The 25,813-nt window shown below is 67.2% G+C and carries 22 protein-coding genes; 13 read left to right on the top strand and 9 right to left on the bottom strand.

The features are described 5' to 3' along the window. Window positions 1–100 precede the first annotated feature (100 nt). The 3 genes from H7J93_RS20355 to H7J93_RS20345 all read left to right on the top strand — a co-directional run bounded on the left by H7J93_RS20355 (window position 101) and on the right by H7J93_RS20345 (window position 2,600). The gene (locus H7J93_RS20355; protein ID WP_267308118.1) at window positions 101–481 is read left to right on the top strand and encodes a heme-binding protein; all 381 of its coding nucleotides are present in this window, start codon (window positions 101–103) and stop codon (window positions 479–481) included. A gap of 61 nt (window positions 482–542) precedes the next feature. Further along, window positions 543–1,211 (top strand): response regulator transcription factor, encoded by a 669-nt coding sequence (locus tag H7J93_RS20350; RefSeq protein ID WP_267308117.1) that lies wholly within the window; start codon window positions 543–545, stop codon window positions 1,209–1,211. 42 nt (window positions 1,212–1,253) lie between these two features. Then, window positions 1,254–2,600 carry a HAMP domain-containing sensor histidine kinase gene (locus H7J93_RS20345; RefSeq protein ID WP_267308116.1) on the top strand — a complete coding sequence of 449 codons (1,347 nt, stop codon included), beginning with the start codon at window positions 1,254–1,256 and terminating at the stop codon, window positions 2,598–2,600. Here the strand turns inward: H7J93_RS20345 and H7J93_RS20340 are convergent. Genes H7J93_RS20340 through H7J93_RS20330 form a run of 3 tightly spaced genes read right to left on the bottom strand, consistent with a single transcriptional unit; the run spans window position 2,556 to window position 5,280 of the window. Beyond that, on the bottom strand, window positions 2,556–2,921 hold the full coding sequence (locus tag H7J93_RS20340) for a DUF3054 domain-containing protein (protein ID WP_267308115.1): 366 nt from the start codon (window positions 2,919–2,921) through the stop codon (window positions 2,556–2,558). The two genes, H7J93_RS20345 and H7J93_RS20340, sit on opposite strands and share 45 nt — an antisense overlap. Further along, window positions 2,911–4,152, bottom strand: a complete 1,242-nt coding sequence (locus tag H7J93_RS20335; protein ID WP_267308114.1) for a M23 family metallopeptidase — start codon at window positions 4,150–4,152, stop codon at window positions 2,911–2,913. The genes H7J93_RS20340 and H7J93_RS20335 overlap by 11 nt, the downstream gene beginning before the upstream one ends. Before the next feature lie 18 nt (window positions 4,153–4,170). Next, on the bottom strand, window positions 4,171–5,280 hold the full coding sequence (locus tag H7J93_RS20330; protein ID WP_267308113.1) for a lysylphosphatidylglycerol synthase transmembrane domain-containing protein: 1,110 nt from the start codon (window positions 5,278–5,280) through the stop codon (window positions 4,171–4,173). Between the two features lie 76 nt (window positions 5,281–5,356). Between H7J93_RS20330 and H7J93_RS20325 the strand changes: the two genes are divergently transcribed. Both H7J93_RS20325 and H7J93_RS20320 read left to right on the top strand, forming a co-directional pair. Beyond that, window positions 5,357–6,499, top strand: coding sequence for an AI-2E family transporter (locus H7J93_RS20325; RefSeq protein ID WP_267308112.1), 1,143 nt, complete (start codon window positions 5,357–5,359; stop codon window positions 6,497–6,499). 93 nt (window positions 6,500–6,592) lie between these two features. After that, window positions 6,593–7,435 (top strand): type IV toxin-antitoxin system AbiEi family antitoxin, encoded by an 843-nt coding sequence (locus H7J93_RS20320; RefSeq protein WP_267308111.1) that lies wholly within the window; start codon window positions 6,593–6,595, stop codon window positions 7,433–7,435. Window positions 7,436–7,492: 57 nt separating this feature from the next. On the opposite strand, the gene H7J93_RS20315 is transcribed toward H7J93_RS20320, so the two are convergent. Genes H7J93_RS20315 through trmB form a run of 3 tightly spaced genes read right to left on the bottom strand, consistent with a single transcriptional unit; the run spans window position 7,493 to window position 12,272 of the window. Further along, window positions 7,493–10,795, bottom strand: coding sequence for an MMPL family transporter (locus H7J93_RS20315; RefSeq protein ID WP_267308110.1), 3,303 nt, complete (start codon window positions 10,793–10,795; stop codon window positions 7,493–7,495). Between the two features lie 38 nt (window positions 10,796–10,833). After that, entirely contained in the window at window positions 10,834–11,547 is a 714-nt protein-coding gene (locus H7J93_RS20310) for an NYN domain-containing protein (protein WP_267308109.1), read from the bottom strand. Then, window positions 11,544–12,272 carry a tRNA (guanosine(46)-N7)-methyltransferase TrmB gene (trmB, locus tag H7J93_RS20305; RefSeq protein WP_372507984.1) on the bottom strand — a complete coding sequence of 243 codons (729 nt, stop codon included), beginning with the start codon at window positions 12,270–12,272 and terminating at the stop codon, window positions 11,544–11,546. The genes H7J93_RS20310 and trmB overlap by 4 nt, the downstream gene beginning before the upstream one ends. Window positions 12,273–12,459: 187 nt before the next feature. Here trmB and H7J93_RS20300 point away from each other — a divergent pair, with 187 nt between their 5' ends. The 5 genes from H7J93_RS20300 (at window position 12,460) to H7J93_RS20280 (ending at window position 19,476) form a co-directional block, all read left to right on the top strand. Beyond that, complete coding sequence (locus H7J93_RS20300) at window positions 12,460–13,407, top strand: hypothetical protein (RefSeq protein WP_267308107.1); 948 nt, start codon at window positions 12,460–12,462, stop codon at window positions 13,405–13,407. Beyond that, window positions 13,404–14,909, top strand: coding sequence for a hypothetical protein (locus H7J93_RS20295; protein WP_267308106.1), 1,506 nt, complete (start codon window positions 13,404–13,406; stop codon window positions 14,907–14,909). Before H7J93_RS20300 ends, H7J93_RS20295 begins: the two co-directional genes overlap by 4 nt. Window positions 14,910–15,086: 177 nt before the next feature. After that, a complete protein-coding gene (locus H7J93_RS20290) occupies window positions 15,087–16,910 on the top strand; it encodes a phosphoenolpyruvate carboxykinase (GTP) (protein WP_267308105.1) in 1,824 nt (607 codons plus the stop codon). A gap of 161 nt (window positions 16,911–17,071) precedes the next feature. Beyond that, window positions 17,072–18,592: a fatty-acid--CoA ligase FadD4 gene (fadD4, locus tag H7J93_RS20285; protein ID WP_267308104.1), complete on the top strand. Its 1,521-nt coding sequence runs from the start codon at window positions 17,072–17,074 to the stop codon at window positions 18,590–18,592. Beyond that, complete coding sequence (locus tag H7J93_RS20280) at window positions 18,589–19,476, top strand: enoyl-CoA hydratase/isomerase family protein (protein ID WP_267308103.1); 888 nt, start codon at window positions 18,589–18,591, stop codon at window positions 19,474–19,476. Before fadD4 ends, H7J93_RS20280 begins: the two co-directional genes overlap by 4 nt. Window positions 19,477–19,524: 48 nt before the next feature. Here H7J93_RS20280 and H7J93_RS20275 read toward each other — a convergent pair whose 3' ends face one another. Both H7J93_RS20275 and H7J93_RS20270 read right to left on the bottom strand, forming a co-directional pair. Beyond that, window positions 19,525–20,250, bottom strand: a complete 726-nt coding sequence (locus tag H7J93_RS20275) for a GntR family transcriptional regulator (RefSeq protein ID WP_267308102.1) — start codon at window positions 20,248–20,250, stop codon at window positions 19,525–19,527. Next, complete coding sequence (locus H7J93_RS20270) at window positions 20,250–21,440, bottom strand: acyl-CoA dehydrogenase family protein (RefSeq protein WP_267308101.1); 1,191 nt, start codon at window positions 21,438–21,440, stop codon at window positions 20,250–20,252. Before H7J93_RS20270 ends, H7J93_RS20275 begins: the two co-directional genes overlap by 1 nt. Before the next feature lie 98 nt (window positions 21,441–21,538). On the opposite strand from H7J93_RS20270, the gene H7J93_RS20265 reads away from it, so the two are divergent. From H7J93_RS20265 to H7J93_RS20255, 3 genes are read left to right on the top strand one after another with little or no spacing between them, the layout of a single operon-like run. Further along, the gene (locus tag H7J93_RS20265) at window positions 21,539–22,462 is read left to right on the top strand and encodes a hotdog family protein (protein ID WP_276022226.1); all 924 of its coding nucleotides are present in this window, start codon (window positions 21,539–21,541) and stop codon (window positions 22,460–22,462) included. Between the two features lie 13 nt (window positions 22,463–22,475). Continuing rightward, window positions 22,476–23,591, top strand: coding sequence for a CoA transferase (locus H7J93_RS20260; protein ID WP_267308099.1), 1,116 nt, complete (start codon window positions 22,476–22,478; stop codon window positions 23,589–23,591). Beyond that, entirely contained in the window at window positions 23,585–24,886 is a 1,302-nt protein-coding gene (locus tag H7J93_RS20255; protein ID WP_267308098.1) for an amidohydrolase family protein, read from the top strand. The genes H7J93_RS20260 and H7J93_RS20255 overlap by 7 nt, the downstream gene beginning before the upstream one ends. Here the strand turns inward: H7J93_RS20255 and H7J93_RS20250 are convergent. Continuing rightward, entirely contained in the window at window positions 24,883–25,794 is a 912-nt protein-coding gene (locus H7J93_RS20250; RefSeq protein WP_267308097.1) for an alpha/beta hydrolase, read from the bottom strand. The genes H7J93_RS20255 and H7J93_RS20250 overlap by 4 nt on opposite strands. Window positions 25,795–25,813: the final 19 nt, after the last annotated feature.

The following is a 25,813-nucleotide window of genomic DNA, read 5'->3' as shown; positions in this document are numbered from 1 at the left end:
GGTCCCAAGGCAGGAAAGTCTGTGAACATTCTGCTTAGCTTTTGGTGTCGGTAACCGCTCACGGTTACGGCCTCTACCACTTCCGAAGAAGGAGCTGTCCATGTTGCTCTCGCCCCGTACTGCCCGACGTGCGGTAGCTGGCGCGGTGGGAACCGGCGCGCTCGCCGGTGCGATCATGTTCGGCGCGATGCCCTCGGCAATGGCGCAACCCGCCCCGCCCAACTGCACCGCGGCGGACCTGGCTGGTGTGGCTGCGGGTGTCTCGGCAGCGACGTCTGCCTACCTCTTCACCCACCCTGACGTGAACTTTTTCTTCACGAGCCTCGAGGGCGTGCCCCGCGACGAGGTCCAGGATGACGTCAAGGCTTACCTCGATGCCAACCCCCAGGCCAAGGCCGATCTGACCGGAATCCGTCAGCCGCTCGTGGACCTCAAGAACCGCTGCGGCGACACCAACGGCGACGGCATCGCGGACAGTTAAGCCTCCGTTCGGGGGTGCGCATGAGCCGTCGACGGGGGACGGCTCTGGGCGCACTGTGCTCATGGTCGACGACGACCCGGACGTCAGGACCTCCGTGGCGCGCGGACTGCGCCATTCGGGCTTCGACGTTCGGGTCGCCGCCACCGGCAAAGAGGCCTTGCGGCTGCTGTCGAACGAGTCGCACGACGCACTCGTGCTCGATGTCCAGATGCCCGAGCTCGACGGTGTCGCCGTCGTCACCGCGCTGCGCGCACTCGGCAACGAGATTCCGATCTGCGTGCTGTCCGCGCGGGATACGGTCAACGACCGCATCGCAGGCTTGGAAGCCGGCGCCGACGACTACCTGACGAAACCGTTCGATCTGGGCGAGCTGGTCGCACGCTTGCACGCCCTGCTGCGCCGGGCCGGCCACTCCGACCAGCAGTCGGACACCACGACGGTCGGCCCGTTGACCATCGACGCCGCGCGACGGCTGGTGTTCGCAGGCGGTGAGCGGGTCAACCTGACCAAGCGCGAATTCGATCTGCTCGCCGTGCTGGCCGAGAACGCCGGTGTGGTGCTCAGTCGCCAGCGACTGCTCGAGTTGGTGTGGGGGTACGACTTCGACGTCGACACCAATGTCGCCGACGTCTTCATCTCCTACCTACGCCGCAAGCTCGAGCGTGACGGCCTGCCGCGGGTGATCCACACCGTCCGGGGGATCGGATACGTGCTGCGGGACGAGGCCTGAGGCGGGCCGTCGAACCCGGGTGACGAGCTTTAGCCTTAGCGCGTGAGAGTTCCGCGGTTTCTGCGATCCGCATCGCTGCGCACCCGCGTCGCTGTCGCATCGGCCGCGGCGGCGGCTGGGGTCGTGGCGGTGTTCACGATCGCGACGTCGCTGGTGCTGGCGAATAACGATGCGGCGCAACTGGATCGTCGCCTCGACGCGATCGTCGACGCCAGCATGTATCCCGAGCAGATACAGGATCCCCGCCGCGGAGTGTTGACGACGGGCCGGTCCGTATCCAGCGGGCAGGTGGTGTTCCAGCGCGGCTTTCAGCTACCGCCTCTGCCGCCGGGAACCGAGACCGTCGAAGTCAACGGCGTCGAGTATCGGGTCCGCACCCTTCCCGTCGACGAACCCGACGGGGTGATGATGTCGATCGGCATCCGCGCCGACAGCATTCTGTTGAACCGCGCCAGGATTCCGATCTACACCGCGGCTGGTCTGCTCACGGTGCTGATCGCCGCTCTGCTGGGATGGCTGCTCGCGGGTCCGGCGATCCGACCGCTGCGCAGGCTCACCGAGCACACCAAGCAATTGAGCCGGGGCAGCGAGCAGATGCCCGAGGTGCGGGGCGTGCGTGAGGCGGAGGACCTCTCCGAGGCGATGTCGGAGATGCTGAGCAGGCTGGCTGCCGCACAGCGCGCGACCACGAACTCGCTGCAGGCCGCCCAGGATTTCGCCGCCAACGCGGCCCACGAGCTACGCACGCCCCTGACGGCGATGCGCGCCGATCTGGACACATTGCGGATCCACGACCTGCCCGACGAGGAACGCCAGGAGGTGGTCGCGGACCTCTCCAGGGCGCAGCGCCGGGTGGAGGCGATCATCACCGCGCTCGGACAACTGGCCTCCGGTCAGCTGGCACAGGTCGAGGACCGCGAACCCATCGACATCGCCGACATGTTGGACCGGGTCGCCAGGGAGAACATGCGGCTCAACACGGACGTCGAGGTCGTCGTCGAGGCAGAGGACGACCTCGAACCCATCTGGGGCTGGCCGAGCGGTCTGCGCCTGGCCGTCGACAACCTGGTGCGCAACGCGATCACGCACGGGCAGGCGACCCGCATCGTGCTGGAGGCCCGACGGACCGGCGACATGATCGTCATCATCGTCGACGACAACGGGCGAGGTCTGCCCGCTGAGGAGCACAAGACGGTGCTGGGCCGGTTCTCCCGCGGCAGCACCGCCGCACCGGGCGGCTCCGGACTCGGCCTCGCGCTGGTGGCCCAACAGGCCACCCTGCATCGTGGCGACATCGAACTGTCCGACGGGCCGCTGGGCGGGCTGCGAGCGACCCTGACGGTGTCAGCCTCGGGTGAGCAGGCGGGCCCCGACGCGCCATCCCAGTAGGAGCACTGCGGTCGAAAGCGAAGCCACAACAATGAAACTCGGGGCCACTCCGGCAGACGTGAGCTTCCGCAGCAGCATCCCCACGATGATGGTGCACACCCAGACCGTCACACCGGTCGGCACGAGTGCGGCCGGGCGCCGCCACGCCAGACTCAGCAGCCAGCCAACCAGTGTGCCGACCAGAAACGGCCATGCGGTCTCGGCGATGCCGGAGACGGTCAGTCCTTCGGCGTGACTGCGCCTGCCGATGGTGCAGAAGACGATGACGCAGATGATGTCGGTCAGGAACGCCGTCACCGCGGGACGCGCTTCAGTCGGCATAGGTCATCACATCGAGATTCATTGGCATGACGTCCTTCTCGTCGCGCGCGGCTAAGCCCGGTTGCAGTGGCACAGGCTGGTCGTCGGGAAGTTCCTCCAGTTCCTCCAGCGATACGGCGATGCGCGAGTCGACCCGAAAATCGGTGTACACGAAGGGAAGTCCATCGGAACGCAGCGGATCGGCGGTGCTCATCACGTGGAAGTGCAGATGTGGCGAACTGGAGTTGCCGGTGTTGCCGACGGCGCCGATCACCTGCCCAGCGCTCAGCCGGTCGCCGGGTTTGACCGCGACCGTTCCCGTCTTCAGATGGGCGTACAGCGCGAAGTTGCCGCCGCCGAGATCTTGGACGATGTGGTTGCCGGGGTACTGGTCGAGCGCCAGTCCTGTTGGGACCTTCCCGGGTATCTGTTCGGGCAGTCCGTCGACTGCGGCCACCACCGGACCGTCGGCGACGGCGCGGACGTCGTTGCCGAACGCCGGATAACTCTCGAGTTCGGTCGGGTCTCCGTGGTATTCGCGAGCGTCGGACTCCAGCTGCACGTAGTCGATCGCGAATCGCTCGGCCGCCCAGAGTTGGCCGTCGATCGGGTTGAGCGCCATCCGATGCGGGACCATATCGCAGCACCCGCCACCGTCGAGCCAGTTCGACCCCGTCAACGGTGGCGAGATGACGACCGGCTCGCGCGTTCCGACGTCGACCGGCGCGATGTCGATGGTCATGGTCGCGGGGAACAGCGGCGGCTTGGGGTCGGGCAGCGACAGGCCTATCGCGTGCACAAGCCGGCTCGGCACTGTCGCGCCTTCGTCCAGCGCGAGGTCCACCCATACGACGGCGGTCTGCGCGGGCCCGATTTTCGTTGTCGGCGTAGTGGTTCCGATGATGCGGGTCCAGCCGGCGAGCTGATCACCGGAATGGTTGAGCAGCGACACGTCGCGGTCGAGCACCACGAACGAGGTGAGCGTTATCTCCTGGGCGAGCACGTTGGTCAACTGAACCTCGTAGGCGAGGTGGGTCTTGCCGTCGCTCGCGGGAACGGGAACGGGTGCGGCGAGGACGCTGCCGACCAACGGTGTCGCGACCGGTGGCAGGGGACCGCGGATGGGCCCGGAGCCGGCCGTCGATGAGGTCGTCGTCGGGGATGAGGACGCTGCGGGTGGTTCCGACGTGGTCGAGCAGCCGGCGACGAACATGACGGCGGCCGTGCATGCGGTGACGGTCCGGAATCCCATGAGCCGGTGCATAATCCGCTACGGGTCGGGCTCGTGGTGCGCGTCGGCGTCGGTGACAGGCTGGCGCGGTTCCTCGATGGCGGTGTCGGTCGCGGCGTCGGGATCGACGTCGGCCTCCATGCGGAACATGAAGAAGAACACCACCCAGCCGACAGCGGCGATGAAGATCCAGCTGACCAACCGGTAGATGAGCATTGCGGAAATCGCCGAGGCCAAGGTCATTCCGCTGGACACCAAACCCGGTACCAGCACGGCCTCGACCACCAACAGCCCGCCGGGCATCAGCGGTATCGAACCGACGGCACGGGCGGCGACGTAGGCGACGACCACACCGAGCAGCGAGGGCTTACCGCTCGCGGCGAAGCACGCGAACAACAGTGTCGCCACACCGGTGACGAGGGTCATCATCGACCACACGAAGGCGACGCCCATCTGGCGGCGCGACAGCTTGACCGATTCGAGTTGAGCCAGGGTCTCTCGCCACTTCGCCAGCCCGTTGTCCGACGGTTTGGCCCGTAGATAGTTGACCCACGACAGCACACGGACACCGATGCCGTCGAGCAGGTCCGGGCGTGACGCCACGGTCTGGGCGAGCACGATCAGCATGATGAAGCCGGCGAGCGTGAAGATCAGGGAGAACGGGTTGTGTTTGGCGCCAAGGAAGAACGCGCTGCCAAGGCCGAGCAGCGCGAGGCTGATGACCTGCAGTGCGCCCGACATCACCAGCTGCCATGAGGCCACGACAGGGGTGGCGCCCCAGATGCGCTGTTGGCGGTAGATGAACGTGGCCGACAGCACCGGGCCGCCGGGCAGCGTGGTGCTCAACGAGTTTCCGCCGTAGAACGCCGCCTGCGAGCGCCACTGGTGCACTGGCACGCCCGCCGAGCGCAGCAGCTTGCGCTGGATGTCTCCGAAGAAGTGCATCGACGCCATCGCCGCGCCCACGGCGGCGAGCACCCACCACCAGTTGGCCGTGTACAGGCTGCGCCACGCGTCGGCGAGCTGATCGCGTACCAGGGTCAGTTCGACCGACAGCACGACGACCGCGACCGCGATGATCACCCATCGCAGCCACCAGTACTTGCCGCGCGCGGCGCGGGCCTCGCGCGCAGGCGCGTCGTGCGACACGCCCTACAGGGTAAAGCGTGAGAGGCGGTTTCCCGAGATACGTGGACTCCGCGGGGCGGGCCGTTACGCTGGCGGGATGCCCGCCGGCCTTTCTGATGCTGACCAGGCGGTCAGCCCGCTGGTTCGCAAGGCCGCCGCTTGGTCGTGGCGGCTGTTGGTGATCTTCGCCGCGGTCTTCGCGGTGCTTTGGCTGATCAAAAAGCTCGAACTGATCGTCGTTCCGGTCGCGCTGGCGACCATGGTGGCGGCGCTGTTGCTGCCCGCCGTGGACTTCCTCGATCGTCTCGGCACTCCGCGCGGGCTCGCGGTGGCGTTGATGCTGCTGTCCGGTTTCGCGGTGGTCGGCGGCATCCTCACCTTCGTGATCAGCCAGTTCATCGAGGGTGTGCCCGCGCTCGCCGAACAGGTGGGCCACAGCATCGAAGGCTTCGGAAACTGGTTGGCGCACAGCCCCCTTCAGGTCGGCCATGAACAGATTCAGCAGATCCGAGAGAGTGCCCTCGAGGCGCTGCGCAACAACCAGGAGAAGGTGACCAGCGGGGCGCTTTCGACGGCGAGCACCCTTACTGAGATCGTCACCGGTGCGCTGCTCGTGCTGTTCACGCTGATCTTCCTGCTGCACGGCGGCCGCAACATCTTCGGCTTCGTCACCAAGATCTTCCCCGACACCGTGCAGCCGCGCGTCCGCGAAGCCGGCCGTGCGGGGTTCCGCTCACTGATCGGCTATGTGCGCGCGACGTTCCTGGTGGCGCTGGTCGACGCGGTGGGGATCGGCGCGGGTCTGGCCATCATGGGCATCCCGTTGGCGCTTCCGTTGGCGTCGCTGGTGTTTCTGGGCGCGTTCATCCCGCTCGTCGGTGCGGTGATCGCGGGATTTCTCGCCGTCGTCGTGGCGCTGATTGCGAAGGGCTGGATCTTCGCGCTCATCACTCTCGGCCTGATCGTCGCGGTCCAGCAGCTGGAGGGCCACGTGCTGCAGCCGCTGGTGATGGGGCGCGCCGTCTCGATCCACCCGTTGGCCGTCGTGCTCGCGATCGCGGCGGGTGGTGTCACGGCCGGCATCGTCGGCGCCCTGCTCGCCGTGCCCGCCGTGGCGTTCCTCAACAGCGCGGCCAGGGTACTGCTCGCCGATGACCCAGAGGAAGAAGAGGCCGCTCAGTCGACTGCGGACGAGCCCGTCATCGCCGCCAAAGCCGACGACGTCGGTGATGCCGACTAGCGCCGGTTGTAACCGCACGGCGTGAATTTGGCCGCGATCGCACCATGGCGTTACGCCCGCCGCGGTGTCGGCACCCGAATGCAGAATCCGGCCATGGATCAACCCTTTCTGGGTAGCGAAGCGATCGCGAGTGGGGAGCTCACGCGGCACACGCTGAGGCGAGACTTCGTCGCGCTCCATCGGGACGTGTACATCGGCAAGGATGTACGGGTCACGCCCATCGTCCGAGCCAGGGGAGCGTGGCTGAGATCCAGACGGCGGGGAATCCTGGCCGGGCTCTCGGCGTCGTCGCTTCACGGCGCCCGCTGGATAGACCCGCGACTGCCCGCCGCGATCATCGACGCCAATCGTCGGCGCACTCCTGGAGTCGTCGCCTGGGCGGACAGCATCGAGGACGACGAGATCTGCGTTATCGGCGGCTTGCGGGTGACGACTCCGGCGAGAACCGCTCTCGACCTCGCGTGCCGAAATTCCGTGGACTCGGCTGTCGCGGCCATCGACGCGCTCGCTCGTGCGACCCGCCTGAAGATGGCCGACGTCGAGCTGCTGGCCGACCGGTATCGCGGACGCCACGGCATTCGGAACGCCCGCAAGGTCTTGGACCTCGTGGATCCGGGAGCGGAGTCGCCGCGCGAGACGTGGCTCCGTCTGCTGCTCATTCGCAACGGATTCCCTCGTCCGACGACGCAGATACCCGTTTACGACGCCTACGGTGCGCTGGTTGCCGAACTCGACATGGGGTGGGAAGACATCAAAGTGGCGGCCGAGTACGAGGGTGATCACCATCGGACCGACCCGGACGTTTTCAACAAGGACATCAGGCGATATGACGAACTGACCGAACTCGGCTGGATCGTCGTACGAGTCACCAAGCGGGACACCGAAGGTGGCGTCATCGGCCGGGTCGCCGCCGCCTTTGCGCGCCGCCGGTTGTAACCGTATGGAGGAAATTCAGGCGCAATCGCGCCGTGGCGTTACAGCCGCCGAGACGGACTAGATCCGGCCCTCGCGGCGCAGCAGATCCGCCGCACTCATTCCGCCACCACGCCGCTTGGGCTTCTGGCCCTCCTGATGGGCGATGAGCTTCTCCGTCGCGGTGTCCGGGTCTTCCGGCCGCTGCGCCGGGATCGCCGTCGTGGCGTCGTCGGCGTCGTCGTCTTGCGCGGGAATCGCCGTCGTGGGCTCGTTGCCCGGATCGGGCGGCGCCGGACGTCGGTTGCCCGGAGGTTGACCCGCGGACTGCTCCGGCATCGCGCGGGTGGATTCGGTCGACGGCTTACGCGTCGGCGGCGGCGTGGGCGGTTTGGCCGGCGTGCCGGTACCGCGCAATTCGCCGAGCCACGACTCGATCTCGCGATCCTCGCGCTGCGGACGCGGGGCCGGAGGCGCGGCGGCGGAGCGGGTGGCCGCCGCGGCGTTGCTCACGACGTTGCGCACCGCGTTCTTGGCGGTTGTCAGACGCGTCGTCTGAGGTTCGTCCGCGGAGGGGCGGCCGGTCGGCATGCGCGTCGTTCCGGTGCTCGACGGTGCGTTGGTACGCGGCGGCGCCACGGTCCGGCCTGCGCCGGGACGCGACGCACCCTCGGCGGCCGGATGAGTGGGGTCGAGCGGCGGACGCGGACGGGCCGGCGGAGGTCGCAGCGGTGCGCCCGCGCCGACCAGAGCCTCGGGGTGCTCGGCGGGCTCGCGCACCGCGGGCCGCTTACGTTCGTCGGGCAGTTCGGTCTCCCCGAGACCAAGGCGTTCCTGGATGCGCTTCATCCATCTCGGCGCCCACCAGCAGTCGTCACCGAGCAGCTTCATGATGGCGGGCACCAGGAACATCCGGACGATGGTCGCGTCCAGCAGCAGCGCGATCAGCAGGCCGAACGCCAGGTATTTCATCATCACCAGGTCGGAGAACACGAACGCACCCGCGACGACCGCGAGCACCAGTGCGGCACCCGTGATCAGCCGGCCGGTGGTGGCCGTACCGATGCGGATCGCCTCGGCCGTGGACATACCGCGCTCGCGGGCCTCCACCATGCGTGAGACCAGGAACACCTCGTAGTCGGTGGACAGACCCCAGATCACCGCGATGATCAGGCCGATCATCGGCGCCATCAATGGCTGCGGTGTGTAGTTCATCAGCCCGGAGCCGTGACCCTCGACGAACATCCACGTCAACACGCCCATGGTCGAGCCGAGTGTCAGCGCGCTCATCACCGCGGCCTTGATCGGCAGCACCACGGAGCCGAACGCCAGGAACATCAGGATCGTGGTGGTGACGATGAGGATCGTCACCATCAACGGCAGCCTGTCGAACAGGCTGTGGATGCTGTCCTGCTCCAAAGCCGGTGTGCCACCGACGGATATCGTCAGGCCACGCGGCGGGGTGATCGACCGCAACTCACCGACCTTCTTGGCGGCGTCGTTGCGGTCGATGAGACCGTTCTGGATGACGCGCACCGAGGCATCGCTCGATTCGCCGCCACGCGGTTGCCACATCTTCGATGCGTCACCGTCGGGCTCGATGAAGCCCGGAATGGTGAGCGCCTTGTTGCGGATCTCGGCGACCTGCTGGTCGGTCACCGGCTGGCCGTCGGTGTTCTCGATGACGAGCGTCAGTGGTTCGGTTCGGAACCCGGGGAAGGTCTTGTCGAAGTCCTCCTGCGCGATCCGGACAGCGTTGTCGGGTGGCAGGTACTTCTCGCTGATACCTCCGAGCGCCAGCTGGCCGAGCGGAATGATCAGCACGATCATGGCGATCGCGATGGGCGCGGCGAAGGCGATGGGACGCTTCATCACGACGTTGACGAGCTTGCCCCAGAAGCCCTTCTCCACCTCGGCGCGTGTCTTCGTCTTCTGCGTCTTCTCCGCCAGCCAGTTCAACCACCACACGATCGGTGTACGAGCGAGCGGGATGTAACGCGCGAGGACGACGCCGGCGGCGACGACCGCCACGAAGATCACGATGCCGAGCAGCACCCAGTACAGCGCCGTGCCCAGGGTGTCCTTCGAGGAGGAGATGAGTAGTGCGAGGCCACCCAGCAGCGTGACGTAGCCGAGCGTCAGACCGATGACCGTGTACTGCACTCCCTGTTCGCCGGTCTGCCTGATGCGTTTACGCGCAAGGTGTCCCAGCGCGATGCCGACCGGCGGGACCAGCAGGCCCGCAGGGATCGAGGCCAGAGCGAAGGTGTTGGTGCGCGGGTTGTTCGGGTCGGAGACGATCGGATCCGGCTCGGCGAACTTGAGCAGCCAGCGCACGCCGAGGGAATCGACTCGCGGACCGAGGATGGCCAGTGCGGCGGGCAGCACGGTGATCGACAGGATCGCCGCGAGCATGACCGACGCGATGATCGCGTAGGTGATCGACTTGAGGAAGCCCTGGGGGAACAACAGCAGCGGCACCGACGACGCCACGAGGATGACCGCGGAGAACATGATGGTGCGGCCCGACGTCATCACGGAGCGGCGCACGGCGGCTTCGGTGTCGTAGCCCTCTGCGAGTTCTTCGCGGAACCGGCTCACCATGAACAGGCCGTAGTCCACGGCGATGCCGAGCCCCATCAGGGTGACGACCGGCTGAGCGAAGAAGTGCACCGGCATGATCTCGGCCAGCAGCCGCATGATGCCCAGTGCCCCGGCGATGGTCAGGCCGCCGATGAGGCCGGGAAGGGCCGCCGCGATCACACCGCCGAACACAAAGAACAGCACCACACACACGAGCGGGATGGCTGCGACCTCGGCGCGCTTCTGGTCCTCGCCGATGGTGCCGGTGAGCTCGCTGGCGAGCGGGTTGAGGCCGGCGAGCTGGATATTGCCGCCGTTGACTTTCTGCAGGTCGGGCTGGATGGCCTGGTAGTTCTTCAGGATCGTGTCGTCGTCGTCACCCTTGAGCGGGACGCTGACGAATGTCTGCGACATGTCCGCGGTCTTCATCTGCTGGACCGTCGGATCTTCGCTGTTGGGTGCCCGTAGCCAGCCGACCCAGCCGACCATCTGGTCCTCGTGGTCGGCCACGAGTTGGTTGAGTTCGTCGGCGGTCTTCTTCATCCACGCGGGGTCGTCGACCTTCTTGCCGTCCGGCGGAGTGAGGATCGCCACGACATGACTGGTTCGGTCTCGCCCGTACGCCTTGTCGGCGACGACGGACGCGTGCACGGACTGGCTGCCCTCGTCGTAGAAGCCGCTCTGCGTGACGTGCTGACCCAGGCTGATGCCGTAGATGCCGCCAGACAGGCACAGTGCGACCATGACGCCGATGACGGTGTACCGATAGCGGTACACCATCCGACCCCACCAGGCGAACACCTAAAGCTCCTTACTCATTCTGCGGCGACCTGCGCAGTTCAATTGTTGACGCGCGAGGTCAATAGCGATGACAGCGGCCGGAACGGCTGCAGCCACGCACCCTGCTCGGGCAGCGAATCCAGGCCGATTCGCGGTAGTGGCTCCCGGAAGACACCGGGGATGTCCTCCAAGTCGACGAACACCAAGGTATCCGACGCTAGCGCCCAGCTCGCATGTTCGCGAAATCCAAGCACCCGCACAGGTATGCCGTCGCGGGCGATTTCCTCCAGGGGCTGCTTGAATGCCTGCCCGTCGGCGGAAGCCACCAGCACGCCGGCCAATCCCTCGCTCCTGCGGAGCGCGATGTGGTTGAGCATGTCGCTGTCGACGTCGCTGTCCTCGTCGATCTTCGGTTTTGCGAAGACCGCGAACCCGACGTTACGCAATGCCTCCACCCAGGGTCGAACCACATCGGCGCTACCAGGGGCGATGTTGGTGAAGACGGTGGCCTCGGGCTCCAGTGAGACGTCCGGGCGGGCGGCCGACAGCTCGGCGGTCTGGGCCAGCAGCCAGCGGCCCAGCGCGTCGAACCGGGGTCGGTGCGCGGCGGTCGGGCGACCGCCGAGGATCGAGCCGAGGCCCATGTCGAGGTTCGGCGCGTCCCACACCAGCAGGACACGCGAGGTGCCTTCGACCGGCGCCGTCGGGTCGGCCTGTGTGGGCGAGACCTCTATTTCTTCGTCAATCGCTTGAACGTCTTCTGCGAGGCTCATGGTGACTTCTCCCATAGCAACTCGGCGACGACGGGGCCTGCGAGAGCCTTGCGCTCGTACTTCGTCACCGGCCGGTCGGTCGACATGGGCAGGTCGTCGTCGATGCGCACCCGGCGCAGCCGCGGCTCGGCGTCGCCCACGGCGGCGATGTGCTCGGCGTACCCCGCGTGGTCGGTCGCTGCGTGCAGCACGCCGCCGGGCCGCAACCGGTCGGCGATCAGCGCCACGGTCGCCGGTTGCAGCAGGCGACGTTTGTGATGGCGGGCCTTGGGCCACGGGTCGGGGAAGAAGACCCGGACGCCGGTCAGCGAGTTCGACGCGAACATGTGCTCGAGGACGTCGACGCCGTCGCCGCGGATCAAGCGGATGTTGGTGACGTTCTCCCGGTCGATGCCGGACAGCAGCTGGGCCAGTCCGCGGCGGTAGACCTCCACTGCGACCACGTCGATATCGGGCTCGGCCTGGGCCATCGCCAACGTCGAGGTGCCCGCTCCGCAGCCGATCTCCAACACGATGGGCGCCCTGCGGCCGAACCACGAGTCGGTGTCCAGTAGCGGGGCAGGACCGTCGCCATCGCGGGCGTGCATGCCCAGCTCGGGCCACAGCCGCTCCCACGTCGCCTGCTGCGCACCGCTGAGCGTGGTGCGGCGGGTGCGGAAGCTGGTTACCCGGGGATGCCGATGCGACGCGGGTGGTGCCCCTGCATCCGCGCTTCCCGAAAGCATCCGTCCATCGTCGCTCATCAAGGGTCGAGTACCCGCATCGTGTTACAGATTGATACCCAACAGTTGCCTTTCCTGCTACTCGCCAGCGGTTATCCCAAGGCGCCCCATCTGCCGCTATTGGCACCTCGAGCGGAGTGCCAACATCGGGATGGTCATAGATAGGGGGCGCCAGATTTTCGTCGACGTATTGACACGATTCGCCGAGCAGAGCCGCCATCCACGGCTGTCGTCGATCGTGCGTCGCGTCAGTGCGCCGGTGCGTGTCGCGGTATGCGGCCGCCCCGGCGTCGGACGCGCCACGGTGGCCACCGCCTTCGCCGACGCAGGCATCGCGTTGACAGCCGACGAATCCGCGGCCGACGTCACCGCGCTGGTGATCGCCGAGACTCTCAAGCCCGAGGACCGGGTCGCGCCGGACAAGCCGATGGTGATCGTGCTGAACAAGGCCGATCTGATGGCGTTCGGTGCCGGTGGACCGATGGCACTGGCACAGCGCCGTGCGGCGACGATCCAGACATCGACGGGTACTCCGACGGTGCCGATGATCGGCCTGCTCGCCGTCGCCGAACCGGACGACGACCTGTCGGCCGCACTGCGGACACTCGTGGCCGCTCCGGCGGATCTCACCTCGGTGGACGCGTTCGTCGCGTCCGCACATCCGCTCGCGGCGGGAGCGCGTCGACGCCTGGTCGACACCCTGGACCGCTTCGGCATCGCCCATGCGGTGCTGGCGATCGAGGACGGAGCCGACACCGCGGCGGTGCGGGCGTTGCTGCGCCGGTTGAGCCACGTCGATGCGGTGGTGGCGCAGGTGAATGCGGCCGCCGCGCCGGTGCGGTACCGGCGAGTGTGCACGGCGATCACCGAATTACGCACGCTCGCAACAAGATCCGGAGACCAGCAGATTGCCGGCTTCCTGGCGAGCGACGCTACGCTGCTGGCGGTGATGGGCGCAGCGGTCGACGTGGTGGAAGCCGACGGCATACGGGTCGACCGGGGGGACGATCCCGCGGCGCACCGCAGGCGCGCGATCTACTGGCGCCGCTACGGCGACGGGCCGGTCGGCGCGCTACACCGCAGCTGCGCGGCCGACATCTGCCGGGGCTCGCTGGTCATGTACGGGGGGCAACGATGACCGGGGAGAGTGCGGCGGACGCCGTGGTTTCCGCGATCGAGCCTGGGCTGCGTTCGCCCGGTGTCGAGAGTCGCGACGTCGTGCTGGTGGTCGGCCCGTGGCTGGCAGGCACCACCAGCCTGATCTCGGTGCTGCGCGACCGGCTGCCCGAGCGCACGTTCGTCGAGGCCGACGAATTGAGCCCCGCGCACGCGCCCGTCGCGGTGGTCTTCACGGTGTCGGCGATCGCGCCGCTGACGGAATCCGACTGTGCCCTGATCGATTCCGCGACCAGGTACACGGACCTGGTGATCGGCGTGGTGTCGAAGACCGACGCGCACCGCACCTGGCGCGACGTGCTCGCCGAGGACCGTGAGCTGTTGACGCAGCACGCAGCGCGCTTCGCAAACGTGCAATGGGTCGGGGCGGCCGCAGCTCCCGACCTGGGAGAGCCCCGCATCGATGAGCTCGTCGACCTGCTGCGGCAGCGATTGGCGGATCCGGATGTCGCCCGACGGAACCGGCTGCGCGCGTGGGAAACCCGCCTGCAGGGCATCATCGCGCACTACCTTGACGGCGGCGACGGGGCCGACCGCAGGGCCCGGGTCAACGCCCTGCACAACAGGCGCGACGACATCCTGCGTCGGCGCCGACTCGAGAAGAGCGAGCGTGGGATCGCGCTGCGCAGTCGGCTCAAGCAGGCGCATGTACACCTTTCGCACTTCGCGCGGCAGCGCACCACGTCGGTGCGCGGAGAGTTGGCAGAGGAAGCCGCCCAGGTGACGCGGCACGGCGTCGGTGCCTTCGAGCCGCGGGTACGCACGCGGATGCGCGAAGTCGTCGAGGACGTGGACGAGGGCATCACCGCTGCGCTGGCGGACGTGGCGAACGACCTGGATCTGCCGTCGGCCCCGGCGGCCGGAGCACCGTCGGTGCCGGTGATCGTCGGCCCACCGTTGAAATCACGCAGGCAGGAGACGCAGCTGATGATGATCCTCGGCGCCGGCTTCGGTCTCGGGGTGGCGCTCGTGGTGACCAGGCTGTTCGCCGGGCTCGCTCCCGGGATGACGGCCGCGGGGCTGGTGGTGGGCGGTGCGGTGGGTTTGGCGATGACCGTCTGGGTGGTGGGCATTCGCGGGCTGCTGCATGACCGGGCAGTGCTCGATCGCTGGGTCAGCGACGTGGCCAACGTGGTGCGGTCGGCGCTGGAGGAACGGATCGCCACCAGGGTGCTCGTCGCAGAGACGGCGCTGTCCTCGGAGTCTGCACACCGCGACGAGGTCGAGAGCGGCGCCGCCGCTGAGCGGGTCGCCGCGATCGACGCCGAATTACGCCAGCATGCGGTTCATAGGGCCCAGGCTGCGAAGGACAGGGATCGCAGGCTTCCGTCGCTGCAGCGCGCGCTGGATGCCGTCCGCTCCGAGTTGAATCCCGCCGAGACTGCTCACAGATCGCCATTTCACGAAAATTCGCGATCTGTGAGCAGTCCCGGCGCCGGGAGACCCGATCAGCTGAATCGATAAATCGCTGAGATGGGCTTTCTGAATCGTTCCTGTGAGTGATTGGACACGTCCCGAATTACCACGGGTATGTCACCCGCGTTAACCTCTCTATTACAGGGACGGCTGGGATGTGCAGCCTTTTTCAGGCTTACGCTCCAGGTCCTGAGTCCTGGCAGAAAACGTACACAGGAGATTTTGATGACCGCAGCGACCATTCCAGGTCTGGACACCGCACCGACGAAGCACAAGGGGCTGCTCGCCTGGGTCCAGGAGGTCGCCGAACTCACGCAGCCGGAACGCGTCGTGTTCGCCGACGGGTCCGAGGAGGAGGCCGCGCGGCTGTCCGAGCAGCTGGTCGAGGCGGGCACCTTCAAGCGTCTCAACGACGAGAAGAAGCCGAACTCCTACCTGGCGCTGTCCGACCCCTCCGACGTCGCACGCGTGGAGTCACGCACCTTCATCTGTTCGGAGCGCGAGATCGACGCCGGCCCCACCAACAACTGGATGGATCCGGCCGAGATGCGCCGCCTCATGACCGACCTGTACCGCGGCAGCATGCGCGGTCGCACCCTTTACGTCGTGCCGTTCTGTATGGGCCCGCTCGGCGCCGAGGATCCCAAGCTGGGCGTGCAGATCACCGACTCGGAGTACGTCGTCGTCTCAATGCGCACGATGACCCGGATGGGCAAGGCCGCGCTGGACAAGCTGGGTGACGACGGCTTCTTCGTCAAGGCGCTGCACTCGATCGGCGCACCCCTGGAGCCCGGCCAGAAGGACGTGCCCTGGCCCTGCAACGACACCAAATACATCACCCACTTCCCGGAGAGTCGCGAGATCTGGAGCTTCGGCTCGGGCTACGGCGGCAACGCGCTGCTTGGCAAGAAGTGCTACTCGCTGCGCATCGCCTCGGCGATGGCGCACGACGAGGGCTGGCTCGCCGAGCACATGCTGATCCTCAAGCTGATCAGCCCCGAGAACAAGGCCTACTTCGTCGCGGCGGCGTTCCCGTCGGCGTGCGGTAAGACCAACCTCGCGATGCTGCAGCCCACCATCCCGGGCTGGCGCGCCGAGACCATCGGTGACGACATCGCGTGGATGCGGTTCGGCAAGGACGGCCGCCTGTACGCGGTCAACCCGGAGTTCGGCTTCTTCGGTGTCGCCCCCGGCACCAACTGGTCGTCGAACCCGAACGCGATGAAGACCATCTCGGCGGGCAACACCGTGTTCACCAACGTCGCGCTGACCGACGACGGCGATGTGTGGTGGGAGGGCCTCGAGGGCGACCCGCAGCACCTCATCGACTGGAAGGGCCGCGACTGGACGCCCGACTCGGACGAGAAGGCCGCGCATCCGAACTCGCGCTACTGCACCCCGATGTCGCAGTGCCCGACGCTGGCGCCCGAGTGGGACGACCCGCAGGGTGTGCCGATCTCGGCGATCCTGTTCGGCGCCCGCCGCAAGACCACGGTGCCGCTGGTGACGCAGGCCCGCGACTGGCAGCACGGCGTCTTCATCGGCGCCACCATGGGCAGCGAGCAGACCGCGGCCGCCGAGGGCAAGGTCGGCACCGTGCGCCGCGACCCGATGGCGATGCTGCCGTTCCTCGGCTACAACGTCGGCGACTACTTCGCCCACTGGATCGACATCGGCAAGCAGTCCGACGAGTCGAAGATGCCGAAGATCTTCTTCGTCAACTGGTTCCGCCGCGGTGAGGACGGCCGCTTCCTGTGGCCGGGCTTCGGCGAGAACAGCCGCGTGATGAAGTGGGTCATCGACCGCATCGAGGGCAAGGCCAACGGGCGCACCACGCCGATCGGCATCGTCCCGACCGCCGAGGATCTCGACCTGTCCGGTCTCGACGTGGATTCCGCCGATGTTGACGCCGCGCTCGAGGTCAACGCCGACGAGTGGCGGCAGGAGATCCCGCTGATCGAGGAGTGGTTCGAGTTCGTCGGCGAGAAGCTGCCGACGGGCATCAAGGACGAGTTCGACGCGCTGAAGCACCGCCTCGAAGCGGAGTAACTCTTCGGCGAGCTCCCGATCTTCGGCGAGCAGACGTGAAAACCCCCGAAATGGAGCGATTTCGGGGGTTTTTGCGTCTGTTCGTGCGATGAAGCGGCGCCGCCCAAGACAAATTAGACCCACTTGACACCTGTCAAGATCGCACGTCGTAGAGTCTGCGCATGCAGATTCGTGAGCATGCCGAGGCCACCCCCGACAAACCCGCCGTCATCATCCACCCGGCCGGGACCGTCGTCACGTTCAAGGAGCTGGAGGAGCGGGCCAACCGGTTGGCCCACCACTTCCGCCATGCCGGGCTGGTCGAAGGCGACACCGTCGCGATCCTCATGGAGAACAACGAGCACCTGCCCACGGCGATGTGGGCGGCCCGCCGCAGCGGTCTGTACTACACCGTGGTCAGCACCCACCTCACCCCGGCCGAGGTGGCCTACATCATCGAGAACTGCGGCGCGAAGGCAGTGATCGGATCGGCCGCGATGCGCCAGACCCTCGAGGGAATGGCGGAGCTCGACGTGCTTCCCGATCTGCTGATGATCGCCGACGACGATCTCGACGGTTGGCAGCGCTATCCCGAATGTGTGGGGGAGTATCCGAGCACGCCCATCGACGACGAGCTCGAGGGCGATCTGCTCCAGTACTCGTCGGGAACGACCGGGCGCCCCAAGGGAATTCGCCGCGAACTCACCCACCTCAAGCCCGCCGATACGCCGAGCATGCTGGCGGTGCTGCTGACGGCGATCCAGGTGGACTCGGAATCCGTCTATCTGAGCCCGGCGCCGCTGTACCACACCGCGCCGTGTCTGTGGTCGATGAGCGCACAGGCGATGGGTGTCACGACGGTGATCATGTCCAAGTTCGATCCCGAATCCGCCCTGGAGGCCATTCAGAGGTACAAGGTGACCAGCGGACAATTCGTACCCGCGATGTTCGTGCGGATGCTGAAACTGCCTCAGGAAGTGCGTGATTCATACGACCTGTCGAGCCTGCGCCGAGTGGTGCACGCGGCGGCGCCGTGCCCGGTCGACATCAAGAAGCAGATGATGGACTGGTGGGGTCCGGTCGTCGATGAGTACTACTCGTCATCAGAAGGAGCGGGCATCACGTTCATCACAGCCGAGGAATGGCTGAAACGCCCCGGCTCCGTGGGCAAACCGCTGCTGGGGGTGGCGCATGTCCTCGATGATGACGGCAACGAGCTGCCGGCCGGCCAGGCCGGCCAGATCTACTTCGATCTTGGCGTCGTGCCGTTCGTCTACCACAACGATCCCGAGAAGACCGCCGCGTCACGCGACGAGCACGGCTGGGTGACGGTCGGCGACGTCGGGTACCTCGACGAGGACGGCTATCTGTTTCTCACCGACCGCAAGCACCACATGATCATCTCCGGCGGCGTCAACATCTATCCCCAGGAGGCGGAGAACATGTTGATCACCCACCCGAAGGTGCTCGACGCCGCCGTGTTCGGCATCCCCGACGACGAGATGGGCCAGCGCGTCAAGGGTGTCGTCCAAACCGTCGACCCCGCCGATGCCAGCGAGGAGTTCGGTGAGGAGCTCCTGGTGTGGCTGCGAGAGCGGCTGGCGCACTACAAGTGCCCGAAGTCGATCTCTTTCGAGGCCCAGATGCCGCGGACCGAATCCGGCAAGATGTTCAAGCAGGAGCTGATAAAGAAGTACTCGTGACGCACGACGGTGAACTCGCCTCGGGTGTGGTCGTCGCGATCGGATCTGCCTCCGACGACGCGCTTTTCACGCTCACCGAGGAGGACAGCGACGACCGGCGCGTCGTGACGGTGGCATCGGTGCCCGATGCTCTCGAAGAGCTAGAGGACCGGTGCCGGCGATGGCCGATCGCTGCGGCGGTCTGCGGCGACGTGCTGCGCGCGCTCGATGTCGACGAACCCGCGTACGCCGGCGTCATCACCGAATCGGTGGCCTACTCGACGCTGCAGTCCGGACCGGAGTTCGCCCGCTGGCTCGACGAGCGGGGCCCCGCGCGGCCGGTGGACATCCCGAATCCGGTGCAGGCCGAGCGTGTCGACGGAACCCTGTACGTCCGGTTCAACAGGCCGCAGCGGCACAACGCGTTCTCGACGGACGCGCGTGCGGCACTGCTCGAAGCGCTCGAGGTCGCGCGGCTGGACCCGTCGGTGACCAATGTCGTGTTATCGGGCAACGGCCCCTCGTTCTGCAGCGGCGGCGACCTGGCCGAGTTCGGCACATTCGCCGATCCGGCCAGCGCCCACGTGGCCCGCACGCGGCACAGCCCCGCGTTGGTGCTCGACGAACTGACGGCCCGGTTGGGCCCGCGCTGTCGCGCCGAGGTGCACGGTCAGGTGCTGGGCAGCGGGCTGGAGATGGCCGCCTTCTGCGGATGGGTGCAATCGCGGCCGGACGCAGTCTTCGGCCTGCCGGAGTTGAGCCTCGGCCTGATTCCCGGCGCAGGGGGCACCGTGAGCATCACGAGGCGAATCGGCCGATGGCGCACCGCCTATCTGGTGCTCAGCGGTAAGACCGTCGACCCGCAGACCGCGCTGCGATGGGGCCTCGTCGACGAACTCCTGTGATTTCGGCGTGCTGGGTCACCCTGAGCGAGACTAAACACGCCGAAATCACTAATTACGGCGCAGCGTCACGCGGTAGGTGTACTGCTCCGGAAGGAAATGGCTGACCGACAGCTCGACGGGTCGGCCCGTGGTGTCGCTATAGAGCCGGTCCACTCTCAGCATCGCGTGCCCGGGCTCGCACGACAGCGCTTCCCCTACCGCACTGTCGGCGGGTGCGACCGTAATCGACTGTGCTGCTTCGGCAATCGGCTCGTCCAGATGCGGCTCGAGCACGCCGATGACCGTTTGCGTGCCAATCGCACCGTCCTGCAGTTCGGGCGACGACAGCACCGCCTGGGCGACGGATGGCGCGAGGTGCACGGTCGTCATCACGAACGGCACGCCGTCGTGCAGGCGACGGAACACCACGGAGTAGACGATGTCGTCGTCGAGCCGCAGCCGGCTGGCAGCGTCGAGGTCGACGCGCCTGCGCAGCCCGGAAAGCACCTCCATGGTCGTGTCGTCGGACAGGCTCATCAGGTCTTCGATCGAGCCGAGCTGACGGAGATACCGCCGGCCTGTCTCACTGGCATAGGTGCCGCGCCCCGGCACCCGGTACACCGTGCCGTCGGCGACCAGATCCTGAAACGCACGCCGCACCGTCTGACGCGAAAGTTTATACTGCTCAACAAGTTCCGACTCAGTGGGTAGTCGCTTACCGTCACTGTACCGACCCGATGCGATATCGTCGCGCAGTTGTTCGCGCAGGGTCTGATAGGCCGGCGCGTTCCGCATCAGATCCCGCCGCGGGCGACCAGCTGAGCGGCGATCACGTTGCGCTGTATCTCGTTGGTACCCTCGCCGACGATCATCAGTGGCGCATCGCGGAAGTACCGTTCGACGTCGTATTCAGTGGAATAGCCGTAGCCGCCGTGGATTCGGACCGCGTTCAACGCGATTTCCATCGCAACCTCGGAGGCGAACAGCTTCGCCATGCCGGCTTCCATGTCCGAACGTTCGCCGCTGTCATAGCGTTCGGCGGCGTACAGGGTGAGTTGTCGCGCGGCCGTGAGCTTGGTTGCCATATCGGCCAGATAGTTGCCGACGGACTGGTGCTTCCAGATCGGCTGGCCGAAACTCTCGCGCTCCTGCGCGTACTTCAGCGCGTCCTCCAATGCCGCCTTCGCGACACCGAGCGCACGCGATGCAACCTGAATCCGGCCCGTCTCAAGTCCTTTCATCATGTGCCCAAAGCCCTTGCCCGGTTCTCCGCCGAGTATCGCAGTTGCAGGCGTGCGGTAGTCGGCGAACGTCAGCTCGCACGCCTCGACGCCCTTGTAGCCGAGCTTGGGCAGATCCTTCGACACCGACAGCCCCGGGCTGGGGTTGATGTCGAGGCCCGGTACGGCCTCGCCCTGTTCGACGAGGACCACCGAAATGCCTTTGTGCTTCGGCGTGGCGGCCGGATCGGTCTTGCAGAGCAGCGCGATCAGGCCGGATCGGCGGGCGTTGCTGATCCACGTCTTCGACCCGTTGATCACCAAGTCGGTGCCGTCGACCGCGGCGACGGTCGACATGTTCTGCAGATCCGAGCCGCCGCCGGGCTCGGTGAGCGCCATCGTCGCCCGCAGCTCACCGGTCGCCATCAACGGCAGGTACTTCTGCTTCTGCTCCTCGGTGCCGAACAGCGTCAGCAGCTTGGCGACGACGGTGTGTCCGCCCATCGCACCGGCCAGGCTCATCCAGCCGCGTGCCAGCTCCTGGGTGACCTCGACGTAGCACGGCGTCGACACGGGGGTACCGCCATAGGACTCGGGGATGGCCAGGCCGTAGATGCCGATGCGTTTCATCTGCTCGATCCACGCCTCGGGGTATTCGTTGGCGTGCTCGACCTCGCGCACCGTGGGCTTGACGTCGCGGTCGATGAACGCCCGCACCGTGTCCACCAGCAGGGTTTCTTCTTCAGTCAACATATGTACGGCCATATTGACACTTTGTGCGGCCTAATGCCAGAGTGGCTGCCGTGAGCGGCCCATATTTCGACGACTTGCACGTTGGCCAGGTCTTTGACGCGGCACCCTCGATGACGCTGACGGCGGGCGCCGCAGCGGTCCACCAGTCGATCATCGGCGATCGCCTGCGCCTCGCCCTCGACGGTGAGCTGGCCGCCGCGGTCACCGGAGCCTCCGCCCCGCTGGCCCATCCGGCCCTCGTATGCGATGTGGCGATCGGCCAGTCGACGCTGGTGACGCAACGGGTCAAGGCCAACTTGTTCTACCGCGGGCTGAAGTTCCACCGGTTCCCGGTCATCGGTGACACGCTGTTCACCCGCACGGAAGTGGTCGGGCTCAAGCAGAACTCGGCGAAGCCGGGCCGGGCCGCGACGGGCCTTGCGGCGCTGCGGATGACGACCGTCGACGACGTCGGCCGGCTGATCCTCGATTTCCACCGCTGCGCAATGCTTCCGCTGAGCGGCGACGCCGTCGAGACGGGCCTCGCCAACGATCTGTCGGCGATCGGCACTGAGGAAGCGGCGGTTCCCGACCCGACCGCCGATTGGAACGCCGACGCGTACCGTGCCAAAGTCCCGGGCGCCCACTTCGAAGCCGGCCTCGCCGGTGCGGTGTTGCAGAGCACCGCCGACGTCGTCAGCAGCGCCCCGGAACTCGCCCGGCTGACGTTGAATATCGCAGCCACACACCATGATTGGCGCAGCGGTGGCCAGCGGTTGGTATACGGCGGGCACACCATCGGCCTGGCGCTGGCCCAGGCCACCCGACTGCTGCCAAACGTGGTCACCGTGTTGGGCTGGCAGTCCTGTGACCACACCGGACCCGTACACGAGGGTGACACCCTCTACAGCGAGTTGCACGTCGAAGGCGCCGTCCCACTGCCGGACGACCGCGGCGGGGTGCTGAAGTTGCGGTCGGTGGTCCACGCTGTCGGGCACCCGGGCGAGCCTGACCGGCAGGTCCTGGACTGGCGCTTTACTGCTCTTCAGTTCTGAGCACAATGGGCATGTGACGTCGTTGGTCGTCTCCGCCGCCGTGTTGTCGCGGGCCCGCGACGTCGCCGACGACTTTCGGGCGCTCACCGGCGTAGACGTCGACGCTGACGAGATCATCGCCGGCCGGGCCGGACTACTGGGACACTCGCCGCACGGCCGGATCTCGGCGGGCGGGGCGACGCGCCTGATGCGAAGCCGTGATGGCTGGTGTGCGCTGACGCTGTCGCGCCCCGACGATATCGACGCCGTCCCCGCGCTGATCGAGGCCGAGGCCATCGGGGACGACCCGTGGCCGGCCGTCGAGACTTGGACCGCCGAACGCTCCTCCGCTGACGTCACCGAGCGCGCCCGTCTGCTCGGCCTCCCGGTCGCCGCACTCGGCGAAACCCCCGCTGCCCCACCGCGCGTCGTGCGCTGCGGAGCGTCGACAACCGAGCGCGGCCTGACCGGCCTGCTGGTCGCGGACCTGTCCGCGATGTGGGCGGGGCCGCTCTGCGGTCAGTTACTGGCGCGCGCCGGCGCGACGGTCGTGAAGGTCGAGAGCCGATCGCGGCCGGACGGCACCCGCGCGGGCCCACCCGCCTTCTTCGACTGGATGAACACCGGAAAACTCTCGTATGCCGTGGATTTCAACAGTCCTGGCCCGCTGAACGCGCTTCTGGCCGCGGCCGACGTGGTGATCGAGTCGTCGCGGCCGGCGGCACTCATCCGCCGCGGCCTCGGGCCGGCGTCGATCGCGCCACGCGACGGTCGGGTCTGGCTGCGCATCACCGGTCACGGCACCGAGGGCCAGCGGGCCGACTGGGTGGCGTTCGGTGACGACGCCGCCGTGTCCGGGGGCCTGGTCCGCGGTAGCGACGACGATCCGACCTTCTGCGGTGACGCGATCGCCGACCCATTGACGGGTCTCGAAGCGGCGGTCGAGGTGGCTCGATCGCTGCGCCGCGGCGGCGGTGAGCTCATCGAGATGTCGATGGCGGCTGTCGCTGCCACGTACGCCGCGTTGCCACGCAGAGATGAAACCAACTGCACCGCAACGCCATCACTATCGGAGGCGGCATCCGCGCTCGGCGCCGACAACGATATCGTCGAGCAGCTGATCGCCGAGAAGCGCGTCGCTTCATGTTGATCCAACGCGCGACCCTCCTCGACGGCGGTACCGTCGACATCCGCGTCGAAGACCGGATTGTGGCCGTCGAACCCCAACTGACACCGCTACCGGCAGAGCAGATCTACGACGCTGCGAACGGGACCGTCATGCCGGGTCTGCACGACCACCACGTCCATCTCCGTTCGGCGGCAGCGGCGTTGACGTCTGTGCGAGTCGGCCCCGCCGAAGTGCACAGCCGGGCCGATCTGGCGCGGGTGCTCGCCAACGCCAACATCGGCAGCGACGGCTGGGTTCGTGCCGTCGGATATCACGAGGCGGTGGCCGGACCGCTGGACCGCGCCGTTCTGGACGACGTGTCTCCTGGGGTGCCGGTCAGGGTCCAACACCGCAGCGGTGTGATGTGGACGCTGAACTCCGCCGGACTGGCGCGAGTCGGCCTTGCTGATCACCCCGACGGTCGGCTGCGCAGCGCTGATCATAGTTGGTCAGATACGTTGGAGCGCAACGAAAGTGGACTCATCGAGGTCAGCAGACGGCTGAGCGCCTACGGGGTCACCGGGGTGACCGACGCGACGCCCGATCTCACCGTCGGTGACGTCGTCAAACTGATGGACGCCCACCGTCGCGGGGAACTGCTCCAACGCGTGCACTGCCTGGCTCCCGGCAAGCGGATCCTCCACGACACCGACCTCGACCTGGCCGACCTGACCGCGTGGATCACCGAGCGCCACGCCGATGACGCGCCGGTCGCGGTGCACTGTGTGACCGCCGCGCAGCTCGTCATCACCCTGGCTGCGCTGCGATCGGCCGGCCCCCATCCGAAGGACCGCATCGAGCACGCCGCGGTGGTTCCCGACGACAGCGTCGCTGAGCTTGTCGAGACAGGCGCGACCGTCGTCACGCAACCCAACTTCGTCGCCGAACGAGGGGAGCAGTATCTCGAGGACGTGCCCCCCGCCGAGCATCACGAACTGTGGCGGGTCGCGACCCTGTCAGCCGCCGGCGTACCCGTCGCGCTGTCCACGGATATGCCCTTCGGCGACGACGACCCGTGGAAGGCGATGCGCGCCGCCGTATTTCGCACGACCGGCACGGGCGCCCTGCTGGGTGGCGACGAACGCATCCCGGCGCGCGAGGCTCTACAGATGTTCTTCGGCGGCCCGGACGCGCCGACCACGCCGCGCCAGATCGCACCGGGCGAACCCGGTGACCTGTGCATCCTCGGAGCTCCTCCCGAGGCGGTGCTGGCCGAACTCGACTCAGGCATGGTCACGGCGACGATCGTCGCCGGAAATTTAGTTCACGGAAACTAGGCCGCCGCTGGGGCGAGCAATCGCTGCAACGTGGCGCACTGACTATCGAAGAACGACTGCGACACTTGCGCTTTCGGGACTATTCCGTCGAAACCGTGAAAGGCACCCTTGACGATCTCGACGTCGCACGGCACGCCGGCGGCCCGCAACCGCTCCGCGTAGGCGAGGTCCTCGTCATGGAACAGGTCGAGGGTGCCGACGCCCATCCAGGCGGGCGGGAGCCCGCTGAGGTCGGTGCGCCGCGCGGGCACCGCAACCTCGGGGTCGGCATCGCCGAGGTAGGCCGACCACCCGAACTTGTTGAGCGACTGATTCCACAGCCGTAGACCGGGATGGTCCAGCCCGTGGCCGACGGTGCGGTCGTCGAGCATCGGATAGACCAACAACTGGGCGGCCAATGGGACCTCACCGCGATCGCGGGCGAGCAGCGCCAGCGCGGCTGCGAGACCTCCGCCCGCGCTCGCACCACCGATCGCGACGCGGCCGGGGTCCACCGAGGGCAGCGCCGCCAGCCACTTCAACGCCTGATAGCAATCCTCCAGCGGCACCGGATAGGAGTGCTCGGGCGCCAGCCGGTAGTCAACGGATGCGACTGTGGCACCCAGGCGTTGGGCGTAGCGGCGGCAAAATCCGTCGTCCTGGCCGGGATGGCCGATCACATAACCGCCGCCGTGCATCCACAACAGCGCGGGTCCGACACCCGTGGATCCGGTCGGCCGGTACAACCGCACCCCGATACCGGATGGCAGGGTCAGCGCCTCGATGTCCTTGGGGACCTTGCGCCACATCCTCCGGGTCACCAAGCGGATGACCGGCAGCGTCACCGGAGTGACCGCCTTCTTAGGAGCCAGCCGCGCGGCTCGGCGCAGATCTGGATGGAAGTCAGCTGTACGGGAAGCGCGCGCCACCCGACAAGTATGTATCAGC

The sequence above is a fragment of the Mycobacterium barrassiae genome (assembly GCF_025822765.1).
Classification (GTDB): Bacteria; Actinomycetota; Actinomycetes; order Mycobacteriales; family Mycobacteriaceae; genus Mycobacterium; species Mycobacterium barrassiae.
This window is presented reverse-complemented; position numbering and strand designations above follow the sequence as displayed.